The 19,459-nt window shown below is 66.1% G+C and carries 17 protein-coding genes; 3 read left to right on the top strand and 14 right to left on the bottom strand.

Annotated elements, in window-relative coordinates:
* Positions 1-324: 324 nt before the first annotated feature.
* A complete protein-coding gene (locus I6L36_RS08345) occupies positions 325-1,050 on the top strand; it encodes a carbonic anhydrase (protein ID WP_109113145.1) in 726 nt (241 codons plus the stop codon).
* Between the two features lie 72 nt (positions 1,051-1,122).
* Here I6L36_RS08345 and I6L36_RS08350 read toward each other — a convergent pair whose 3' ends face one another.
* From I6L36_RS08350 to I6L36_RS08395, 10 genes are all read right to left on the bottom strand, one after another.
* Positions 1,123-2,031 (bottom strand): pseudouridine-5'-phosphate glycosidase, encoded by a 909-nt coding sequence (locus I6L36_RS08350; RefSeq protein WP_043154288.1) that lies wholly within the window; start codon positions 2,029-2,031, stop codon positions 1,123-1,125.
* Positions 2,025-3,116, bottom strand: a complete 1,092-nt coding sequence (locus I6L36_RS08355) for a PfkB family carbohydrate kinase (RefSeq protein WP_109113274.1) — start codon at positions 3,114-3,116, stop codon at positions 2,025-2,027. The genes I6L36_RS08350 and I6L36_RS08355 overlap by 7 nt, the downstream gene beginning before the upstream one ends.
* 145 nt (positions 3,117-3,261) lie before the next feature.
* Positions 3,262-3,621 (bottom strand): nitrite reductase small subunit NirD, encoded by a 360-nt coding sequence (gene nirD / locus I6L36_RS08360; RefSeq protein ID WP_103259643.1) that lies wholly within the window; start codon positions 3,619-3,621, stop codon positions 3,262-3,264.
* The gene (gene nirB / locus I6L36_RS08365; protein ID WP_109113009.1) at positions 3,618-6,200 is read right to left on the bottom strand and encodes a nitrite reductase large subunit NirB; all 2,583 of its coding nucleotides are present in this window, start codon (positions 6,198-6,200) and stop codon (positions 3,618-3,620) included. The genes nirD and nirB overlap by 4 nt, the downstream gene beginning before the upstream one ends.
* Before the next feature lie 26 nt (positions 6,201-6,226).
* Positions 6,227-7,048: an ABC transporter ATP-binding protein gene (locus I6L36_RS08370; protein WP_010675449.1), complete on the bottom strand. Its 822-nt coding sequence runs from the start codon at positions 7,046-7,048 to the stop codon at positions 6,227-6,229.
* Between the two features lie 31 nt (positions 7,049-7,079).
* On the bottom strand, positions 7,080-8,039 hold the full coding sequence (locus I6L36_RS08375; RefSeq protein ID WP_052815472.1) for an ABC transporter permease: 960 nt from the start codon (positions 8,037-8,039) through the stop codon (positions 7,080-7,082).
* 14 nt (positions 8,040-8,053) lie between these two features.
* Positions 8,054-9,409 carry a CmpA/NrtA family ABC transporter substrate-binding protein gene (locus tag I6L36_RS08380; protein ID WP_162540650.1) on the bottom strand — a complete coding sequence of 452 codons (1,356 nt, stop codon included), beginning with the start codon at positions 9,407-9,409 and terminating at the stop codon, positions 8,054-8,056.
* A 344-nt stretch (positions 9,410-9,753) separates the two neighbouring features.
* Positions 9,754-10,338 carry an ANTAR domain-containing response regulator gene (locus tag I6L36_RS08385; protein ID WP_010675452.1) on the bottom strand — a complete coding sequence of 195 codons (585 nt, stop codon included), beginning with the start codon at positions 10,336-10,338 and terminating at the stop codon, positions 9,754-9,756.
* A gap of 125 nt (positions 10,339-10,463) precedes the next feature.
* Complete coding sequence (gene cobA, locus I6L36_RS08390; RefSeq protein WP_010675453.1) at positions 10,464-11,222, bottom strand: uroporphyrinogen-III C-methyltransferase; 759 nt, start codon at positions 11,220-11,222, stop codon at positions 10,464-10,466.
* A gap of 28 nt (positions 11,223-11,250) precedes the next feature.
* Positions 11,251-13,875 carry a nitrate reductase gene (locus I6L36_RS08395; protein ID WP_119196946.1) on the bottom strand — a complete coding sequence of 875 codons (2,625 nt, stop codon included), beginning with the start codon at positions 13,873-13,875 and terminating at the stop codon, positions 11,251-11,253.
* A gap of 401 nt (positions 13,876-14,276) precedes the next feature.
* On the opposite strand from I6L36_RS08395, the gene I6L36_RS08400 reads away from it, so the two are divergent.
* Positions 14,277-14,663 (top strand): TrmH family RNA methyltransferase, encoded by a 387-nt coding sequence (locus tag I6L36_RS08400; RefSeq protein ID WP_232098103.1) that lies wholly within the window; start codon positions 14,277-14,279, stop codon positions 14,661-14,663.
* Between the two features lie 136 nt (positions 14,664-14,799).
* On the opposite strand, the gene I6L36_RS08405 is transcribed toward I6L36_RS08400, so the two are convergent.
* A complete protein-coding gene (locus I6L36_RS08405; protein WP_109112243.1) occupies positions 14,800-15,543 on the bottom strand; it encodes an ABC transporter substrate-binding protein in 744 nt (247 codons plus the stop codon).
* Positions 15,544-15,737: 194 nt separating this feature from the next.
* Between I6L36_RS08405 and I6L36_RS08410 the strand changes: the two genes are divergently transcribed.
* Complete coding sequence (locus I6L36_RS08410) at positions 15,738-16,169, top strand: universal stress protein (RefSeq protein WP_041212463.1); 432 nt, start codon at positions 15,738-15,740, stop codon at positions 16,167-16,169.
* A 92-nt stretch (positions 16,170-16,261) separates the two neighbouring features.
* Here I6L36_RS08410 and I6L36_RS08415 read toward each other — a convergent pair whose 3' ends face one another.
* The 3 genes from I6L36_RS08415 to proB form a co-directional block, all read right to left on the bottom strand.
* On the bottom strand, positions 16,262-16,897 hold the full coding sequence (locus I6L36_RS08415) for a murein L,D-transpeptidase catalytic domain family protein (RefSeq protein WP_109112244.1): 636 nt from the start codon (positions 16,895-16,897) through the stop codon (positions 16,262-16,264).
* A gap of 156 nt (positions 16,898-17,053) precedes the next feature.
* Complete coding sequence (locus I6L36_RS08420) at positions 17,054-18,307, bottom strand: glutamate-5-semialdehyde dehydrogenase (RefSeq protein ID WP_109112245.1); 1,254 nt, start codon at positions 18,305-18,307, stop codon at positions 17,054-17,056.
* A 35-nt stretch (positions 18,308-18,342) separates the two neighbouring features.
* Positions 18,343-19,446: a glutamate 5-kinase gene (gene proB, locus I6L36_RS08425; RefSeq protein ID WP_010675460.1), complete on the bottom strand. Its 1,104-nt coding sequence runs from the start codon at positions 19,444-19,446 to the stop codon at positions 18,343-18,345.
* Between the last annotated feature and the right edge of the window lie 13 nt (positions 19,447-19,459).

Genomic DNA, 19,459 nt, shown 5'->3' on the forward strand with positions numbered 1-19,459 from the left:
CGCGCTTGTTTGCTCGAGATCAAATGGAGCCATGAAAAGCCCTCTAGAATCAGCCCGTCATCTATTTGGGGCGCCATGAAAGGGGGCCGTTCATGGCGAAAATGCCCGCAGGATTTCTCCTCCATGAATAAGCGGGCCCCGTTGCCGGAATACATCATGGCGCCGCCTCATGCCACGCTTCAAATAACGATGACGACAGACCTTTCATAACAATTAATCCGGTCTGGCACCGCGTACCCTGCGTTTCCAACGATGCCATTGATGAGGCCTTCCTGCCGGAAGGCCAGGAATGGTCGTGCTTTTCAATCAGGATAAGGATGCATGATGAAAAAGTCCCTGCTGGCTGGCGCCCTGCTGCTCTGCCCTGCCGCCTTTGCCGCCACCACACACTGGGAATACAGCGGCGAGGCCGGCCCGGCTAAATGGGCCAGCCTGACCCCGGAATATGGCCAGTGTGCCGGCAGCAACCAGTCGCCGGTCAACCTCTCAGGTCTGGTGAAGGCCGATCTGGCCCCCCTGCAGTTCCACTATCAGGCGGGTGGCAAGACGCTGGTCAACAACGGCCACACGGTGCAGGTCAACTATGCCCCCGGCAGCACCCTTGAGCTCGACGGCATGCACTTCGAGCTCAAGCAGTTCCACTTCCACGCCCCCAGCGAAAACCTCATCGAGGGCAAGTCCTACCCCCTGGAGGGTCACCTGGTCCATGCCAATGACAAGGGGGAGCTGGCGGTGGTCGCCGTGATGTTCGAGCCGGGCCAGGCCAATGGGGCCCTGAGCCAGGCCTGGCAGGTGTTGCCAGCCAAGGCGGGGGAGATCCATGCCTTCAAGGAACCCATCTCGGCAGAGCAACTGCTGCCCGCCCAGCACGACTACTACCGCTTCAGCGGGTCCCTGACCACCCCACCCTGCTCGGAAGGAGTACGCTGGCTGGTGATGAAGGAGCCGGTCCAGGCCAGCCAGGCCCAGATCGATGCCTTCAAGGCGGTGATGCACCACCCCAACAACCGCCCCGTCCAACCTCTCAACGGGCGACTGGTGCTGGAATAAGGGGTTATCTCACCGATTCACGCAATAAAAAGAGGGCCTGTTGGCCCTCTTTTGCATCTTCCGCAAAGGTGTTTACAGGCTGGCAGCGATGCGCGCCCCCAGCGCGGCGTTGTTCAGCACCAACTGGATATTGGCCGCCAGGGAGTTGCCACCGGTCAGCTCGCACACCCGGGCCAGCAGGAAGGGGGTGGACTCCTTGCCCTTGACCCCCTGCTCGTCCGCCTCACGCAGTGCCTGGGCAATGGCGGCGTCGATGTCGGCCTTGGGCATGGCAAACTGGGTCGGGATCGGGTTGGCCACCACGGCGCCCCCGGCCAGCCCCAGCTCCCACTTCAGACGCAGCGCCTCGGCGATGGCCGCCGGGCTCTCCAGGCGGTAATCCACCTTGAAGCCGCTCTCCCGGGTGTAGAAGGCGGGCAGCTCCTCGGTCTGGTAGCCGATCACCGGCACCCCCTGGGTCTCCAGGTACTCCAGGGTCAGACCGATGTCGAGGATCGACTTGGCGCCGGCGCAGACCACGGCCACCGGGGTCTGGGCAAATTCCTGCAGGTCAGCGGAGATGTCGAAGGTCTCCTGGGCGCCGCGATGCACGCCGCCGATGCCGCCGGTGGCGAACACCCGGATCCCGGCCATGGCGGCCACTATCATGGTGGAGGCTACCGTGGTCGCCCCCAGCCCCTTGTTGGCCAGCACGAAGGGGATGTCGCGACGGCTGCACTTGGTGGCGGCGTGCCCGGCACGGCCCAGCGCCTCCAGGGCCCCCGCATCCAGACCCACCTTGAGGCGGCCATCGATGATGGCGATGGTGGCCGGCACGGCGCCGTTGTCCCGCACCACCTGCTCCACCTGGCGCGCCGTCTCCACGTTCTGGGGATAGGGCATGCCGTGGGAGATGATGGTGGACTCCAGGGCCACCACCGGCTTGCCGGCGGCCAGCGCGGCGGCAACTTCAGGTTGGATATCGAGGTAAGCGTTCAACATGGGTACTCCTCCAGCATGCGTTCAACGGCGGCCTTGGATAGGCCGGAAAAGACGGTATCGGAACAATTGACGGTGAGGGCGGCGCAACCGAGGGCGAACCGGGTTGTCTCCATGATGCCCTGCTCCTGCAACCAGGCGTGGGCCAGCCCTGCCATGAAGGCATCGCCGCCGCCGGTCACGTTGACGACCGGGCTGCCGAGCACGGGCAGATGGCCCTGGCAGGCCCCGTCGCTATAGAAGATCCCCTGATCGCCGAGGCTCAGGAAGAGCCGCTGCACCCCGGCGCGGTGGAACCAGGCCGCCGCCATGGGCCAGGTGTCGGGCCCGCCGATGGTGAAGCCGCACAGCTGCTCCGCCTCGGTGCGATTGGGTTTGAGGGTGTGGATGCGGTGCAGCCAGGGGCGGATCTTCTCCACCTTGGCCACCGACACGGTGTCCACGAAGATGATGTGCTCCCCCTGGCGCTCGAACAGCCAGTCCAGGGTGTGGGTGGCGAGGTTGGTGTCGAGCACCCAGAGCCGGGCCGCGCCAAGAAAACCGCTCAGGGGGGTGAGCCGGGCCGGGGTGAGCTGCTCGATGATCCCCATGTCGTTGACGGCGCAGCTCATCTCGCCGCTGCCATCGTGCAGGCTGAGATAGCAGGAGGTCGATTGACCCTCCAGTACCAGCACCTGGCGCACGTCGACCCCGGCGCGCTGGCTCACCTCCAGCAGGTGGTGGCCGTATTGATCGTTGCCCACCGCAGTCAGCAGCCGGGTGTCGGTGCCAAGGCGCGCCAGGTTCTCGGCGATGTTGCGCCCTACCCCGCCGGCGGAGGTGCGTACCCGGCCCGGGTTGGAATCGCCGATGCGCAGGTTGTCGTGGCTGCTGCCACAGATATCCATGTTGGCGCCGCCGATCACCACGGCGTAGGGGCCTTCGCGCAGCACATAGCCGCGCCCCTGCACATAGCCCTGGCGCATCAGGCTGGAGATGTGGCTCGCCAGCGCGGAGCGGCTGATGCCGAGCCTGTCCGCCAGCTCCTGCTGGGCAATCATGGGATCCTGGCGCAGCAGGGCGAGGATCTCTTGCTCACGTTCCGTCATAGACAAACATCCAGTTGCAAACGTTTGTCCATTATCTCCGAAAAACGTTTTCCCGCCATCCTCTCGTGCAAGAAATGTCGGGTCAGCCACAAAAAAATCACCGGGCAAGCCCGGTGATAGAAAAACGGTTTTCAGATGGTGCCACTCACCCCAGCTGTACCCAGACCTCGTTTCCCTCCAACCGCACCGGCCAACAGGCGACGCTCAGGGCAGGATCGTCCAGACAGCGACCGTCCATCAGGGCGTAGCGCTGCTTGTAAAGGGGCGAGGCGACCACGGGCTCCCCACCGGCATCCCCCACCAGACCACGCCCCAGCACCGCCACGCCGGCCAGGGGATCCACCCCGTCCAGGGCATAGACATGCTCCCCGAGGCGAAACAGCGCCAGCACCCGCCCCTCCAGCCAGGCGCTGCGCCCGGCCTGCTCCGGCAGCGCCGCCAGCTCGCATACCCTATGCCAGGCTCCAGGTTCTGACTGTAAGGTCTCTTCTTTTATGTCGCTCATACCACCTCCTTGATAGCGATATCCGGCACCCATTGCCCCCGCTCCTCACGGCGCGGCGGCGTCTCGTCCTCGGGCCGGTTGACGAAGGCCTCGAACAGCTTGAGCTTGTCCGGATCCGCCAATGTGCTCTTCCACTCGCACTGCCAGGTGCCGACGATCCCCTCCATCATGGCCTCCAGCTCGGCACCGATGCCGAGCCTGTCCTCGATGATCACCGACTTGAGGTAGTCGAGCCCCCCTTCCATGTTCTCCATCCAGACCGAGGTACGTTGCAGTCTGTCCCCGGTGCGCACGTAGAACATCAGCAGCCGGTCGATGTAGCGGATCAGGGTCTGCTCGTCGAGATCCGTGGCAAAGAGGTCGGCGTGGCGCGGCCGCATCCCGCCGTTGCCGCACACATAGAGGTTCCAGCCCCGCTCGGTGGCGATGACGCCGATGTCCTTGCTCTGGGCCTCGGCGCACTCCCGGGTGCAGCCTGAGACCGCAAACTTCAGCTTGTGTGGCGCCCGCAGCCCCTTGTAGCGGTGCTCCAGGGTCTGGGTCAGGGTCATGGAGTCCTGTACCCCGTAACGACACCAGGTGGAGCCCACGCAGGACTTCACGGTGCGCACCGACTTGCCGTAGGCCTGACCGGTCTCGAAGCCCGCCGCCACCAGCTCGCCCCAGATGGCGGGCAGCTGGTCGACCCGGGCGCCGAAGAGATCGATGCGCTGGCCGCCGGTGATCTTGGTGTAGAGGCCGTACTTGCGCGCCACTTCGCCGATGGTGATGAGCCCCTCCGGGGTGATCTCCCCCCCCGGGATACGCGGCACCACCGAATAGGTGCCGTCCTTTTGCAGGTTCGCAAGGAAGGCGTCGTTGGTATCCTGCAACGCGCGGTGGGGCTTCTCCAGCACGTGCTCGTTCCAGAGGGACGCCAGGATGGAGGCCACCGTCGGCTTGCAGATGTCGCACCCCAGCCCCTGGCCGTGCTTGTCCCGCAGCGCCTCGAAGCTCTTCAGCTCGCCGACCCGGGCCAGGTGATAGAGCTCCTGACGGCCGTAGGCGAAGTGCTCGCACAACCCCTTGTCCGCCTCGACGCCAAGGTCCGCCAGGGTCTGATCCACCACCTGCTTGAGCAGGTTGCTGCAACCGCCGCAACCCGTGCCGGCCTTGGTGCAACTCTTCACCGCCGACAGCTCGTGGTTGCCCGCCCGAACGGCGGCCACCACGTCCCCCTTACTGACGTTGTGGCAGGAGCAGAGGATGGCGCTGTCCGGCAGCACCAGGGGCGCGGGGGCGGCCCCGACCTCCCCCACCAGCAGGGAGAGCGGCGGCTGGGGCAGCGCCACCCCGTTCTGGTAGTACTGCAGCAGCCGCTCGTAATCGGCCCCGTCCCCCACCAGGATGGCGCCGAGCAGCCGATTGCCCTCGCCGTCGGTCACCAGCTTCTTGTAGATGCCCTTGACCCTGTCCAGCAGCAGCAGCTCCTGGGCACCGGCGGTGCTGGCGTGGGCATCGCCGATGGAGCCCACGTCCACCCCCATCAGCTTGAGCTTGGTGGACATGTCGGCCCCGATAAAGCGGGTCTCGCCGCCACACAGGCTGGCCACGGCGGCCCGGGCCATCTGGTAGCCGGGGGCCACCAGGCCGAAGATGCGCCCCTGCCAGAGCGCGCACTCGCCGATGGCGAGGATGGCGGGATCCGAACTGTGGCAGCCGTCGTCGATGCAGATGCCGCCGCGCTCCCCGACCACCAGCCCGGATTGCCGGGCCAGGGTGTCGGCGGGTCGAATACCGGCGGAGAACAGCAGCACGTCGGTCTCAATGTGGGAACCGTCCTTGAAACGCAGGCGATGACGGGCCTGCTCCCCCTGCTCAATGCACTCGGTGGCTTTCTCCACCAGCACCTCGACCCCGAGGGCCTGGATCTTGTCCCGCAGCACGGCGCCGCCGCTCTCGTCGAGCTGCACCGGCATTAGCCTTGGGGCGAACTCCACCACCTGGGTCTTGAGGCCGAGCAGGCGCAGGGCGTTGGCCGCCTCCAGCCCCAGCAGGCCGCCACCGATGACCACGCCGCTGCGAGCCTGGGCGCAGGCATCGCGGATGGCGGCGAGATCTCCCAAGGTACGGTAAACGAAGCAGCCCTCCCGCTGATGACCGGGGATGGGGGGCACGAAGGGCACCGAGCCGGTCGCCAGCACCAGACGGTCGTAAGGGAACTGCTCGCCGTTGGCCAGCGTCAGGGTGCGGGTGGCCCGGTCGAGCACCTCCACCTCGGCCTCCAGCCGCAGCGCAATGCCGCTCTCTTCATACCAGGCGGGGTCGGCCATGCGCAGGGCCTGGGGCGCCTTGCCGCCGAATACCTCGGACAGATGCACCCTGTCGTAGGCGGGGTCCGGCTCGGCGCCAAATACCGTCACCTCGAACCGGCTCAGGCCACCGGCCGCCACCAGCTGTTCGACGAAGTGGTGACCCACCATGCCGTTGCCCACCACCAGCAGCCGTTGCTTTGCGGTCTGTTCGGCGGAACCACTGTTCTGGCGACCGAGCAGGCCCATGCCGTCCTCTGTCACCCACTGTTGCTCTTTGTCTGTCATGTCTCTCTTCCTTGAATCCGGCGGGCTCAGGCGCGCAGCTTGCTGCGCACCTGCCCGGCTGCCTTGAGGGGGGTCACCTTGCGTTGCTTCTCGTAGAGGAAGCGCAGCACCTGCTGGCGCAGCTTGTGGTAGTGGGGATCGTCCGCCAGGGCGACCCTGTCTCTGGGCCTTGGCAGGTCGACTGTCAGGATCTCACCGACCGTGGCGCTGGGGCCGTTGGTCATCATGACGATGCGATCGGAGAGCAGCACCGCCTCGTCCACGTCGTGGGTGATCATGATGACGGTGTTGCCAAGCTCCGCCTGGATCGCCATCAGCGCGTCCTGCAGATGGGCCCGGGTCAGGGCATCGAGGGCGCCGAACGGTTCGTCCATCAGCAGCACCTTGGGGGAGAGCGAGAGGGCGCGGGCGATGCCGACCCGCTGCTTCATCCCCCCCGACAGCTCGTGGGGCATCTTCTGGCTGGCGTGATCCATCTGCACCAGGGAGAGGTAGTAGTCCACCCGCTCCGCCACCGCCCGCTTGTCAGACTCCACCTGGGCCACCGCCAGCGCCACGTTCTGCTGGACGCTGAGCCAGGGCAGCAGGGCGTGGTTCTGGAACACCATGGCACGCTCGGGCCCAGGCCCCGCCACCTCGCGACCATCGAGAATGATGCCCCCCAGGGTCGGCTCCAGCAGCCCGGCCACCAGGTTGAGGACGGTGCTCTTGCCGCAGCCCGAGTGACCGATGAGGGAGACGAACTCCCCCTTCTCGATGCGCAGGTTGACCCGGCTCAAGGCCTCGAAGCTGCCCTGCTCCGTCTCGAACGAGATGCCGACGTCGCTTATCTCCAGATAACTCTTCATTGGCTCTTCTCCTGCCTGAATAGAAATGTGATTAACGCAGCACCTGGCGCTTGTCCCAGGACAACCACTGCTGCAGGGCCAGCATGCCCCTGTCCAGGGCGCAGCCGATGAGGCCTATGGTGATCACCGCCACCATGATGCGGGCCAGAGACGCAGAGCCGCCGCTCTGGAACTCGTCCCACACGAACTTGCCGAGCCCCGGGTTCTGGGCCAGCATCTCCGCCGCGATCAGCACCATCCAGGCCACCCCCAGTGAGAGCCGCAGCCCGGTGAAGATCATGGGCAGGGCCCCGGGCAGCACGATGCGCCGCACATGGGTCACAAAGGAGAGGCGCAGCACCCGGCTGACGTTGTGCAGATCCCCATCCAGCCCCGCCACCCCCACCGCCGTGTTGATCAGGGTCGGCCAGAGGGAGCAGAGGGTCACCGTCAGGGCCGAGGTGAGGAAGGACTTGGCAAGCCAGGGGGCGGGATTGGCGTAGAGGGCGCTCACCACCAAGGTGATGAGGGGCAGCCAGGCCAGCGGCGACACCGGCTTGAGCAGCTGGATCACCGGGTTGGCTGCGCGATAGAGCCCCTGGTTCATGCCGAGCAGCACCCCGCACGGAATGGCGATCAGGGTCGCCAGCGCGAAGCCGCACAGCACGGTGAGCAGGCTGGTGGCTATCTGATCGAAGAAGGTGGGGCGCCCTGTGTAGGGACGCAGCTTCACCTCGGCCGCCGGATCCGCCGCCAGCCTTGCCGCATTGCGCACCTGCTGGCGTTCGAGGAAGGCCGCCGCCTTCTCCCGCTCCTGCAGATGCTCCTGCCCGAGGGACCAGAGCTGGCTGGCGGTGGCGAGCGGCCCCGGCAGGGTGCCCAGACTGGTCTGCACCTGGCTCGCCCCCCACTGCCAGAGGCCGAGGAAGAGCAGCACGCCGAGCAGGGGCTGCACCATGATTTTCCAGTTGATGGCTTTTAAATGGATGAGGGGCCATGTGTGTCGTTTCATCGGGATCTCCTTGCTCATTGCACCCGCTCATCGCCCTTGAGGCCGATGGCGAACTGTTGCAGGTAGGCGTTGGGGTGGCGGCCGTCGTAGATGAGGCCGTCGATGAAGCCATCCTGGGGGCCGCGATAGCCCTGCTCGCTGGCAAAGTCTGGGAAGTCACTGGCCTTGAGCTTGCCCTCGGCGATGAGGGCCTCGGCGGCCTGGCGATAGACGTCCGGTTGATAGACGGCCTTGGCCACCTGCTCGAACCAGGCGTCCGGCTTGGCCTCGGGGATCTGGCCCCAGCGCCGCATCTGGGTCAGATACCAGATGGCGTCGGAGTAGTAGGGATAGGTGGCGTGGTGGCGGAAGAAGACGTTGAAGTCCGGTACCTGGCGCTTGTCCCCCCTGGCGTACTCGAAGGTGCCCGTCATGGAGCTGGCGATCACCTGCTCGTCCGCCCCCACGTACTCGGGTTTGGCCAGCAGCTTGGCCGCCGCGCGCCGGTTGCCGTTGTCGTCTGCATCCAGCCACCAGGCCGCCCGCAGCAGCGCCTTCACCAGCCGCACATGGGTGTTGGGGTGACGTTCGGCCCACTGCCGGGTGACGCCGAACACCTTCTCCGGGTTGTTGCGCCAGATCTCGTTATCCGTGATGACGGGCACCCCTATGCCCCTGGCGACCGCCTGCTGGTTCCAGGGCTCCCCCACGCTGTAGCCGGCGATGGTCCCCGCCTCCAGGGTGGCGGGCATCTGGGGGGGCGGCGTCACCGACAGCAGCACGTCCGCCTGGCGCTGGCCCGAGTTGTCCCCAAGCTTGGGCGCATAGAAACCGGGGTGCAGGCCGCCTGCCGCCAGCCAGTACCTCAGCTCGTAGTTGTGGGGGGAGACGGGGAAGACCATCCCCATGTTGAAGGGCTTGCCCCCCTGGCGATACTCCGCCACCACGGGCTTGAGGGCGGCGGCGCTCACCGGGGGCGGCACCTGGCCCGCCTGCGGCCTGGGCAACTGGGGCGCCATGGCGGCCCAGACGCTGTTGGCCACCGTGATGGCGTTGCCGTTGAGATCCATGGCGAACGCCGTCACCAGTTCGGCCTGGGTGCCGATGCCGATGTGGGCCGCCAGGGGCTGGCCCGCCAGCATCTGGGCACCGTCCAGCTCGCCGTCTATCACCCGATCCAGCAGGATCTTCCAGTTCGCCTGGGCTTCGAGGGTGACGTAGAGTCCCTCATCCTCGAAATAGCCCCGCTCGTAGGCCACCGCCAGCGGCGCCATGTCGGTCAGCTTGATGAAGCCGAGCCTGAGCTCCTCCTGCTCCGGGGCTCCCAGTGCCAGCACCGGCAGCGACAACGCCGCCAGCAGCAGTCCCGCACATCCTTGTCGTCCGTTCATTGCATCTCCTCCCTCGGTTCCGGGTCAGGGCCATGGCGCCAGGCTGCCTGGAATCGCAGTGCCACCTCGTTGCAGCGCTGCGACCCAAGGTGCGTCGCGACCAAAAAAAAGCCCCGCCGATCCGGGATCGGCGGGGCTTCTTTGCCCTGTTGCGGGTGAGTGGCCTGACCGGCCCCTCACTGCGCATCGTTACTTCATTGCTATCGTGTTTTTGTTATTCACTTTCCGTGCCAGCTCGTCCAGGGTGCATCAGGCGGCCCTTTGCGGCCTGTGGTGCCCTGATCCTCCCTCAAATTTGCCTCAATTAGGCGCAGTTGCACCAAAACGGTTGGCCACGGGAGCGCTCAGGCGGGCAAAGCCTGCAGCAGTTGCCGCGCCAGCTCCCCCAGGCTCAGGTGACGGCTCATGGCGGTGCTGCGCATCAGGCGATAGGCCTCGTCCTCGTCCAGCCCCTGATGGCGCATCAGGCGTCCCTTGGCCTGCTCGATGAGCCGCCTATCCTCCAGCTTCTGGCGCAGCTCGCTCTCGGTCTGCATCAGGGCCTGCACCATGGCGAGCTGACTGCGGGCCAGGCGCAGCCACTGCTCCACCGGCTCACGCTCGCCGCAAGGGTGGGGCACCAGCAACACCCCCTGCTGCAACAGGGCGAGCTGGGTATCGCCCCCCAGCCGCTCGCAGAACAAAAGGCGCGGCATGTCGGGCCAAAGGGAGAGGCCAAGGCGTACCTCGGCGCTGAACTGGCGGCAACTGACGAGCAGGGCATCCCCCCTCTGCGTCGGCGTCAGCAACTGGCGGGTATCGAGGATCCCGGGCTGATGGCCGTAGTGACTGACCAGCAGGGCCAGGCGGTTCGCCTGGCCCGGGTCATCGGCGTGGATCAACAGCCGGGAAGCGGGGCCGTCCTGGCCCCGGGTGGAAAAAGTGGTCATGGCGCTCCTTGTCGGCGACGATCGCGTTCTGTCTGGCGAAAATGCCGCAACATGAAGGCCAACTCTTTGAATCTACCTCCTTTTTATCTATCAGGAGGTAGTGGGGGTAGAGGGACAATCGCCCCTCAGGCGACCCGTTCCAGGGCCTCCGTCAGCAGCCCCTGCAGCTCGGCGCGCAGCCGCACCACCTCCCCCATGATGATCAGCACCGGGCTCTGGCCCAGCAGGGCACGGGCGGCCTGCTCCAGGCCATCGAGCGTGGCCTCGTGCACCTGCTGGCGGGGGCTGCAGCCAGCCACCACCAGGGCCACCGGCAGCGCGCCCGGGGCCCCCGCCCTCAACATCCCTTCCCGAATGCGGGCCGCCCGCTCCAGCCCCATGTAGAACACCAGGGTGTGGCCCGCCCGGGTCAGCCCCTGCCAGCCCTGATAGTCGCGCTCGTCCATCAGGTGCCCCGTCACCAGGGTCAGGGAGCGGGCCAACCCCCTGTGGGTCAGGGGAATGAAGCTGCTGGCGGCGCAGCCCAGGGCCGCCGTGATCCCCGGCACCAGCTCGGCCTCGATGCCGTGCCGGGCCAGGTGCAGCGCCTCCTCGCCACCGCGCCCGAACACCAGGGGATCCCCTCCCTTGAGGCGCACCACCCGCTTGCCCGTGCGGGCCAGGGCCAGCAGCAGGGCGTTGATCTCCTCCTGGGTCGGGCTCGGCTCACCGCAGCGCTTGCCCACGTCGAAGCGGGCCGCCCCGTGGGGAATGCGGGCCAGGATCTCGCTCCCCACCAGGCGGTCATAGACCACGACCTCTGCCGCCTCCAGACGGTGCAGGGCGCGCAGGGTCAACAATTCGAGGGGCCCGGGGCCCGCTCCCACCAGACTGATTTGGCTCATCTCAGGCTCCTTGTGTCCTGGCACCGCACTAAGCGGATGCCAGGAAAACATGTTTGATCAACAGCTTGTCGATTTCGGGCAGACAGGTGCCGCAGTTGCTGCCACAGCCGAGCAGGGCCTGCAGCCCCGCCAACTCGCTCACCCCCTGCCGGGTGATAGCATCGACGATGCGCTGCTCCGAGACCCGCAGGCAGGAGCAGACCAGCCGGCTCTCCCCGGCCAGGGCCTGGCTCAGGGTCTGGCTCAGGGCCCCCGCCTGGAGCGGCGTGCCGAGCAGACTGGCCAGCAGGTCGACCTTGATGTCCGGGCGCCGAGCCCCCACCAGCAGGATCCCCTCGATACGATCCCCTGCCAGGGCCACGGCCAGCCACCCCTCCTTCATGGGCAGCCTGAGCCAGTGCCCCTCGGCCCCCAGCCGTTGCCACAGGCTCTCTGTGCTCTCTGACCAGGAGGCCAGCAGGGTGCAGTTACCCTCGGGCAGGGGGCGCCTGGCCCACCAGTCCACCGGCTCGCGCCACTCACCCCGGCCACACCAGAGCCCTTGCCAGCGGGTGAGCTGCGCCCTGGCCTGCACCCGCCCCTGTTTGAACATCGGCTGGCCGGAAAGGGGATCCACCACGGGGGCGATGAGGCGGTTGACCGCCCCCTGGCTGCACTGGCTGTCGGTCCAGTGCATGGGCAGAAAGGCCTCCCCCTCCCTGAGCCCCTCATCCAGCCCCACCAGCAGCAGCGCCTCCCCGAGCCCGTTGCAAAGGCGCACCATATCCCCCTCCTTCACGCCAAGCGCCAGCAGGCTGGCGGCCCCCATTCGCACCCTGGGCCAGGGCTCGGCCTCCTGCAACCGGGGCACGTGGCCGGTGCGGGTCATGGTGTGCCACTGATCCCGCAGGCGGCCACTGTTGAGGAGCAGGGAGACAGCCCCTGCAAGCGGGAGCGTTTCTGGCTGCTCGGGGAAGCGCTGGGCCAGGGCCAGCAGGCGGGCCCGGCCATCCGGGGTGGCAAAGCGCCCATCCTCGAACAGGCGGGCCCTCCCCTGGGGCCAGTCAGCGTTGACGGGCCAGCGCAGGGGAGAAAGGGCCTCGAATTCGGCACGGGTGAGACCCGCCAGCCCGGAGATGTCGAACTGGCGGGATCCGTCGTTCTCAAACCCGGAGAGGGCGGCATGCTCGCAGAAGATCTCGTGCTCGTGCTCATAGGCGAACCCCTCGCCAAAGCCGAGCCGACGGGCGAGCCGGGTCAGGGCCCACCAGTCGGGCCTGGCCTCCCCCGGCAGGGGCAGGAAGGCGCGCTGGCGGCTGATGGTGCGCTCGGAGTTGGTGACGGTCCCGCTCTTCTCTCCCCAGGCGGCGGCAGGCAACAGCAGGTGGGCGAGGCGCGCCGTGTCGGTGTTGGCGGTCACCTCGGAGACCACCAGCAGCTCGCAGCGGCTCAGGGCCTCGCGCACCCGGTTGCCGTCCGGCAGGGAGACGGCCGGGTTGGTGCCGAGCACCCAGAGCGCGCGGATCTCCCCCCGGTGCACCGCCTCGAACAGCTCGACGGCCTTGTGCCCCGGCCCGCGCACCATGGTCGGACTTCCCCAGAAGCGCTGTACCCGATCGCACTCGGCCTCGCCAAAGCCCATGTGGGCGGCGAGCTGGGTTGCAAGCCCCCCCACCTCGCGCCCGCCCATGGCGTTGGGTTGCCCCGTCATGGAGAAGGGAGCCGCCCCCGGCTTGCCGATGCGACCGCACATCAGGTGGGCGTTGATGATGGCGTTGGCCTTGTCCACCCCCTGGTTGGACTGGTTGATCCCCTGGCAGAACAGGGTGACGGTCTTGGGGGTACGGGCAAAGAGCTGGTAGAAACCGATCAGATCGCTGCGGGAGAGGCCGCAGCTGCGGGCCACCTCGTCCAACTGCCAGGCCGGATCGTCCAGCGCCGCCGCCAACGCCTCGAAGCCGCTCACGTGCTGCGCCACATAGGCCTTGTCCCAGCCATCGACATCGAGCAGGTAACGGCACAGGCCGTTCCAGAGCGTCACGTCGCTGCCGGGTTTGAGCGCCAGGTGCAGATCCCCCTGCTCCGCCGTCATGGTGCGGCGGGGATCCAGCACCACCAGCTTGAGCTCGGGGCGCCGCGCCCTGGCCTGCTGCAGGCGGCGAAACAGCACGGGATGGGTCCAGGCGGTGTTGGCACCGGTGAGCACCACCAGATCGGCGAGCTCGAGATCCTCGTAGCAGGCGGGCACCAGATCCTCCCCGAAGGCGCGCTGGTGGGCCACCACCGCCGACGACATGCAGAGCCGGGAGTTGGTGTCCACGTTGGCGCTGCCCAGATACCCCTTCATCAGCTTGTTGGCGACGTAGTAATCCTCGGTGGTGAGCTGGCCCGACAGATAGATGCCGATGGCATCCGGCCCGGACTCGGCCAGGATGGCGGCAAAACGCTCCGCCAGGGTGTCCAGGGCCTCCTCCCAGCCGATGCGCTGCCCCATCCAGCGCGGATAGAGCAGGCGGTCGGGAAAGGCCAGGCTCTCCAGCAGGCTGGCCCCCTTGACGCACAGGGCGCCGCCGTTGGCCGGATGCTGCTCATCCCCCTGCAACTGCCAGTTGTCACCCTCCCGGCTCAGCCGGATGCCGCACCCCACTCCGCAATAGGCACAGGTGGTCTTCATTCCCTTGCTCCTTGTCATGTGTCTGACGAGGGGCCCATAAAAAAAGCGTCCGCCCCCCTGCGGGGACGGACGCCTTTGTCCGGATGCCTCATCGTCTTGTATGGGGAAGTGACTGCAAACCCCGCGCCAGGATGCAAGGGGCGCCGCCATTGCGCATCAGGGTGTCTGGCTGCGCCGCCACGGTGCAGCCGCCCCCTTGTTGGGCCCGCCTTGCGGGAATCCGCCCCGCACGCTGGGCAAGGGGCCCACCGGGGGTATAATGCGCCGCCACACAGGAGAGAGAGATGAAAGTGTCAGATGAAGGCGCTGCCGGGCAGCACCGGGCAGATGCCCGGGAGAGAGGGCGCTATTGCGCCATCGGGCTGGTCAATCCCAAATCCCCGGAGAACGTGGGTGCCGTGATGCGGGCCGCCGGCTGCTACGGGGCGGACGAGGTCTACTACACGGGGCAGCGCTTCGAGCTGGCACGCCGTTTTGTCACCGACACCAAGCAGATGGTGGAGAAGATCCCCCTGCTCGGGGTCGAGGAGCTGCTGGACTTCGTGCCCGAGGGCTGCACCCCAGTGCTGGTGGATTTGATCGAGGGGGCCACGCCCCTGCCGGATTACGTGCACCCCGAGAGAGCCTTCTACATCTTCGGCCCGGAGGATGGCACCCTGGAACCCGCCCGCTTCGCGGCGGTGAAGGAGGTCATCTATGTGCCGACTCAGGGTTGCATGAACCTGGCCGCCTCGGTCAACGTCATCCTCTATGACCGGTTGGCCAAGACGCTCAGAGCCAAAGGCTGAGGCAGGACAAGACGTTATCTATGTGGCCAGACCGACAGGCTGCATGCACCTCACCGCCTCGGTCAACGTCATCCTTTATGACCGGTTGGGCTGAGGCAGGACAAGAGGGGCCCGATGACGGCATCAGGCCCGACAGCTAGGGCTGTGGCTTGTTCGCCCGCACCACCTGCTCCCTGAGAAAGTCCTGGTAGTAGTCGTACAGCTTGTTCTGCCGATAGATCTCCGCCAGCTTGCCCTGCCTTATCAGGGTGCGCATGCCGGGATCCCAGAGCCCGTGCAACTGCCTGCCCTTCGGGGTATCGGCGAAGATGGGGTAGGTCGGGATCCAGCGCAGGAATACCTGTACCAGCTCGGGGGGAAGGGAGCCTTCGGGGTAGAGGGCGCCGTCGGTCAGGTAGTAGCGGTAACGCCCCTTGATCAGCAATTGCAGCGCCATCTCGTGGCTGTCTATCTCGAACCAGCGCATCGGCTCCGGGATGAACTTGTCAAAGGCCCACCCCCTCAGCCAGAGCACCTCCTGCTCCTTGAGGCTGTGCTCCCCTGCCCAGTGCGGCAGCCAGCGCTTTTGCATCACCACGCTCACGTAGTCCGCCGAGTAGGGGTAGTCGGGCTGATGGACCCCGGGCACCTCTCCCCGATAGACCCCCATCGCCATGTCCCCCTCCTTTTGCGACACCACCGCCAGTGCCCGTTTGTAAGGCACCATGTGAAGCTTCACCTCGTGCCCCAGGGGTTCATAGATGGCTCGAACCACATCCAGATAGACCCCCTTGCCGTCCCGGTGACAGAAGCCGGGCCAGTCGTCGCAATAGACTTGTATGGTGTCTGCCCGCACGAACGAGGTGATCAGCAGGCAACAGAACAGAAAAAGACGAACCATGATTATCCTCAGTGATATGGCACTCGGCAGATGCTCACCGCCGGACGGCCCGTTCAGGCATACAGATAGCATAGAAAAACAGAGTCCCGGCCGACATTTTCCCCATTTTGCGAGCGGGTCGAGGGTTATTGTCGCCCCACAGCGTATCATGGCAAACAAGATTCATTAGTAGCCCAACTTGAGGGGAGATTCTCATGCCAACCATCAAATCCCTGCTCTGCCCCGTCGATTTCTCCGAGATGTCCAGAGCGGTACTCGACTACGCCGTCTTCATGGCCAACACCCACCAGGCCGAGCTCAAACTGGTCCACGTGGTGGATCAGCTGCACGGCTTCGACAGCTACAAGATCCTGCACATGACGGCCATCGAGATCACCCACGAGATGGAGCGCCAGGCCAAGAGTCAGCTCAAGGAGCTGGTCGCCTGCCTGCCCATTCCGGCCAAGTTCGAGGTCCGTTTTGGCCGCGCCGCCGATGAAATCGTCCTCCAGGCGAAGGAAGACAAGGTGGATCTCGTGGTCATGGGCAGCCATGGCCGCTCCGGCATCACCCACCTGCTGGTGGGCAGCGTGGCGGAATCCGTGGTGCGCCACGCCCCCTGCCCTGTGCTGGTGGTCCGCAAATAATCCCCGCCTGATGCGCCAAGGCCAGCATATGCTGGCCTTTTTGCTGTTTATTGCCATGAGATGCTCATCGCAGCAGACTCGCCGGCAGGGTCTCAGCCATGGGCATAGATGACGCTCCCTCCCTTGATGGTGTCGATGATCGCCCTGGACTGCTCCCTTGGCAGGGCCGGGCATCCCCAGCTGCGCCCCAGCTTGTCAAACTTCTGCAGATGCCTGGGGCTGGCATAATCCGCCCCGTGCACCACGATGGCGCGCTTGCGGGCATTGCTGTTCTTGCCGGGACTGAGGCCGTCGAGACGCAGGGAGTAACCATGCTTGCCCTGATAGGTCTCGGCGGTGCGGTAGACCCCCAGGGAACTTTGCCGGGAATTCATCTGATTGGAGAACTGGCGGGCGGCCAGCTCCCCCGAATTGCGGCCGTGGCTGACCCAGGTGTGGTAGAGCAGCTTGTGGCGCTTGACGTCGATGACGAACAGCCGGCGCATGGTCGAGGGCTTGCTGTAGTCGATGATGGTGAGAATGGGTTTTCGCTTGTGACGCACGCTCTGGTAACCGTCCAGGGCCTTGCGAAACACGCGGCTGTCGAGCTTGCCGGCCAGCCCGAGCTGACGATAGAGATCCTGGTCCCAGCTGGCGTGGCTGGCGCCGCTGAAACCGAGCGCCCCCAGCAGCAGTGGCAGGCTCAGCCAGAGGCTGCCCCACCACGCACTCCTATCCTGTCCCTTCATCCTTGAAGTTGCTCCCCTTGCTGTCGCTGGCCTGATGCCCCGGGTGACACCGCATCCTGCTGGATAGTTATATGCAAGCCATTGATTGCGAGCAATAAAAAAGCACAAAAATGCCGACCTGAGTCGGCATTGTCCTGCTTGCTGAGCGTGCCAGGATCAGGCACGGCTGAGATAATCCGCCTGCCCCACCCACTTGTAGCTGGTGAGTTCGGTCAGCCCCATGGGGCCACGGGCGTGAAGCATCTGGGTCGAGACCGCCACCTCGGCCCCGAGGCCAAACTGGCCGCCGTCGGTGAAGCGGGTGGAGGCGTTGACATAGACCGCCGCCGAACCGGCCCCGTTGACGAAACGCTCGGCATTGGCGAGGGAGTTGGTCAGGATGGCATCGGAGTGGCCGGCGTTGTGCTCGCGCATATGGGCGAGCGCCTCGTTGACGTCCGTCACCACCTTGACCCCCAGGGTCAACCCCAACCACTCGGTGTCGAAATCTTCCGGCCCCGCGTCGCACAGGTTGTTGCTGCCAGCCAGCAGCGCCATGGCATTGGGCGCGCCCACCAGGGTCACCTTGCGCTCGTTCATCAGAGCCACCAGTTGCGGCAGCAAGGTGGCCGCCACCTTCTCGTGTACCAGCAGGGTATCGAGGGCGTTGCAGGCGGAGGGGCGCTGCACCTTGGCGTTCTCGATGACCGCCAGGGAACGCGCCAGATCGGCGCTCTCGTCCACGAAGATATGGCTGATACCGAACCCGCCGATGATGACGGGGATGGAGCTGTTCTCCTTGCACATCTTGTGAAGACCCGCGCCGCCGCGGGGGATGATCATGTCCACGTAGCGGTCGAGGCGCAGCAACTCGGCCACCAGCGCCCTGTCCGGGTTGTCGATGTACTGCACCGCCGCCTCGGGCAGGCCGGATGCCGCCAGGGCATGCTGGATCACCCGCACCAGCTCCAGGTTGGAGTGGAAGGTCTCGCGACCGCCGCGCAGAATGCTGGCGTTGCCGGTCTTGAGGCAGAGGCTGGCGATGTCGATGGTGACGTTGGGGCGCGCCTCGTAGATGACGCCGATGACTCCGATGGGCACCCGGCGACGGGAGAGGCGCAGGCCATTCTCCAGCACCCGGCTGTCGATTTCGGCCCCGACCGGATCGTCCAGAGTGATCACCTTGCGCACATCCGCCACGATGCCGGCAAGGCGCGCCGGGTTGAGCAGCAGGCGATCCAGCATGGCTTCCGTGAGCCCCGCCTCGCGCCCGGCGGCGATGTCTTTCTCGTTGGCCACCAGGATCTGGGCACTGCGTGCTTCCAGTTCATCGGCGATGGCCGCCAGCGCCCGGTTCTTCTGTGCCGTACTGACGGTGGCCAGTTGATAGGCGGCTTCACGGGCCGCCTGCCCCATTTTCTCCAGACTCATCACAGTTCCCTTTTGTTCATGCGGTGCCGCCCTGTTCAGAGCAGCACCATATCATCACGGTGGATGGCCACGGCCCCATAGCCGTAACCCAATACCTGTTCAATCTGATCCGAGTGGACACCGCGCAGCCGATCCAGCTCCAGATGGTCGTAACGGCAGATACCGCGAGCCAGCTCGCTCCCCTTGGGATCCAGGATACGCACCACGTCGCCACGCACGAAATCTCCCTTCACCGCGACGATGCCCTTGGGCAGCAGGCTGGAGCCCTTCTCCTGCATGGCGGCCACGGCCCCCTGATCCACCTGCACTTCGCCGTGAGGAGGGGGCCCTGCCAGGATCCAGCTCTTGCGCCCTTCCAGGGGGGATGCCAGGGCCGGGAACAGGGTCCCCACCCGCTCCCCGGCGGCGAGTCGGCCGATCACTTCCGGGATCTGGCCGGTGGCGATCACCACGTCCACCCCGGCGCGGCGCGCCACGTCGGCGGCCTGCAACTTGGTGGCCATGCCACCGGTGCCAAGGCCGCTCACGCTGTCACCGGCGAGGGAGCGCAGGGTGTCGTCTATGGTCTGCACCTCTTCGATGAGCTGGGCATCCGGGTTGGTGCGCGGGTCGGCGGTGAAGAGCCCCTTCTGATCCGTGAGCAGGATCAGCAAGTCCGCATCCGCCAGGATGGCCGCACGGGCGGAGAGGTTGTCGTTGTCCCCCACCTTGATCTCGGCGGTGGCCACGGCGTCGTTCTCGTTGATGACGGGGATGATGCGGTGATCAAGCAGAGTGCGCAGGGTGTCGCGGGCATTGAGGTAGCGCTCCCTGTCTTCCAGGTCGGCGCGGGTCAGCAGCATCTGGCCGATGTGCAGCCCGTAGAGGTTGAACAGGTCCTGCCATACCCGGATGAGCTGGGTCTGACCCACCGCCGCCAGCATCTGTTTGTTCGGCAGGGTAGGCGCCAGCGGAGGGTGGCCCAGATGCTCACGACCGGCGGCGATGGCCCCCGACGTGACCAGCACGACACGGTGCCCGTGTCGATGCAAGGCGGCACATTGTCTGACCAGCTCGACCATGTGGGCACGGTTGAGGCGGGCAGATCCCCCGGTGAGCACGCTGGTGCCCAGTTTGACGACTATGGTTCTGTTTTCCATGGGAACGAAGGGT

The organism is Aeromonas sp. FDAARGOS 1406, from assembly GCF_019048565.1.
In the GTDB taxonomy this organism is placed as follows: domain Bacteria; phylum Pseudomonadota; class Gammaproteobacteria; order Enterobacterales; family Aeromonadaceae; genus Aeromonas; species Aeromonas caviae.

Excerpts from the sequence above, each read along its gene's own strand:
- I6L36_RS08345 (WP_109113145.1), top strand. The coding sequence starts at position 325 with ATGAAAAAGTCCCTGCTGGCTGGCGCCCTGCTGCTCTGCCCTGCCGCC.
- I6L36_RS08350 (WP_043154288.1), bottom strand. The coding sequence starts at position 2,031 with ATGTTGAACGCTTACCTCGATATCCAACCTGAAGTTGCCGCCGCGCTG.
- I6L36_RS08355 (WP_109113274.1), bottom strand. The coding sequence starts at position 3,116 with ATGACGGAACGTGAGCAAGAGATCCTCGCCCTGCTGCGCCAGGATCCC.
- nirD (WP_103259643.1), bottom strand. The coding sequence starts at position 3,621 with ATGAGCGACATAAAAGAAGAGACCTTACAGTCAGAACCTGGAGCCTGG.
- nirB (WP_109113009.1), bottom strand. The coding sequence starts at position 6,200 with ATGACAGACAAAGAGCAACAGTGGGTGACAGAGGACGGCATGGGCCTG.
- I6L36_RS08370 (WP_010675449.1), bottom strand. The coding sequence starts at position 7,048 with ATGAAGAGTTATCTGGAGATAAGCGACGTCGGCATCTCGTTCGAGACG.
- I6L36_RS08375 (WP_052815472.1), bottom strand. The coding sequence starts at position 8,039 with ATGAAACGACACACATGGCCCCTCATCCATTTAAAAGCCATCAACTGG.
- I6L36_RS08380 (WP_162540650.1), bottom strand. The coding sequence starts at position 9,409 with ATGAACGGACGACAAGGATGTGCGGGACTGCTGCTGGCGGCGTTGTCG.
- I6L36_RS08385 (WP_010675452.1), bottom strand. The coding sequence starts at position 10,338 with ATGACCACTTTTTCCACCCGGGGCCAGGACGGCCCCGCTTCCCGGCTG.
- cobA (WP_010675453.1), bottom strand. The coding sequence starts at position 11,222 with ATGAGCCAAATCAGTCTGGTGGGAGCGGGCCCCGGGCCCCTCGAATTG.
- I6L36_RS08395 (WP_119196946.1), bottom strand. The coding sequence starts at position 13,875 with ATGAAGACCACCTGTGCCTATTGCGGAGTGGGGTGCGGCATCCGGCTG.
- I6L36_RS08400 (WP_232098103.1), top strand. The coding sequence starts at position 14,277 with ATGCGGGCCGCCGGCTGCTACGGGGCGGACGAGGTCTACTACACGGGG.
- I6L36_RS08405 (WP_109112243.1), bottom strand. The coding sequence starts at position 15,543 with ATGGTTCGTCTTTTTCTGTTCTGTTGCCTGCTGATCACCTCGTTCGTG.
- I6L36_RS08410 (WP_041212463.1), top strand. The coding sequence starts at position 15,738 with ATGCCAACCATCAAATCCCTGCTCTGCCCCGTCGATTTCTCCGAGATG.
- I6L36_RS08415 (WP_109112244.1), bottom strand. The coding sequence starts at position 16,897 with ATGAAGGGACAGGATAGGAGTGCGTGGTGGGGCAGCCTCTGGCTGAGC.
- I6L36_RS08420 (WP_109112245.1), bottom strand. The coding sequence starts at position 18,307 with ATGAGTCTGGAGAAAATGGGGCAGGCGGCCCGTGAAGCCGCCTATCAA.
- proB (WP_010675460.1), bottom strand. The coding sequence starts at position 19,446 with ATGGAAAACAGAACCATAGTCGTCAAACTGGGCACCAGCGTGCTCACC.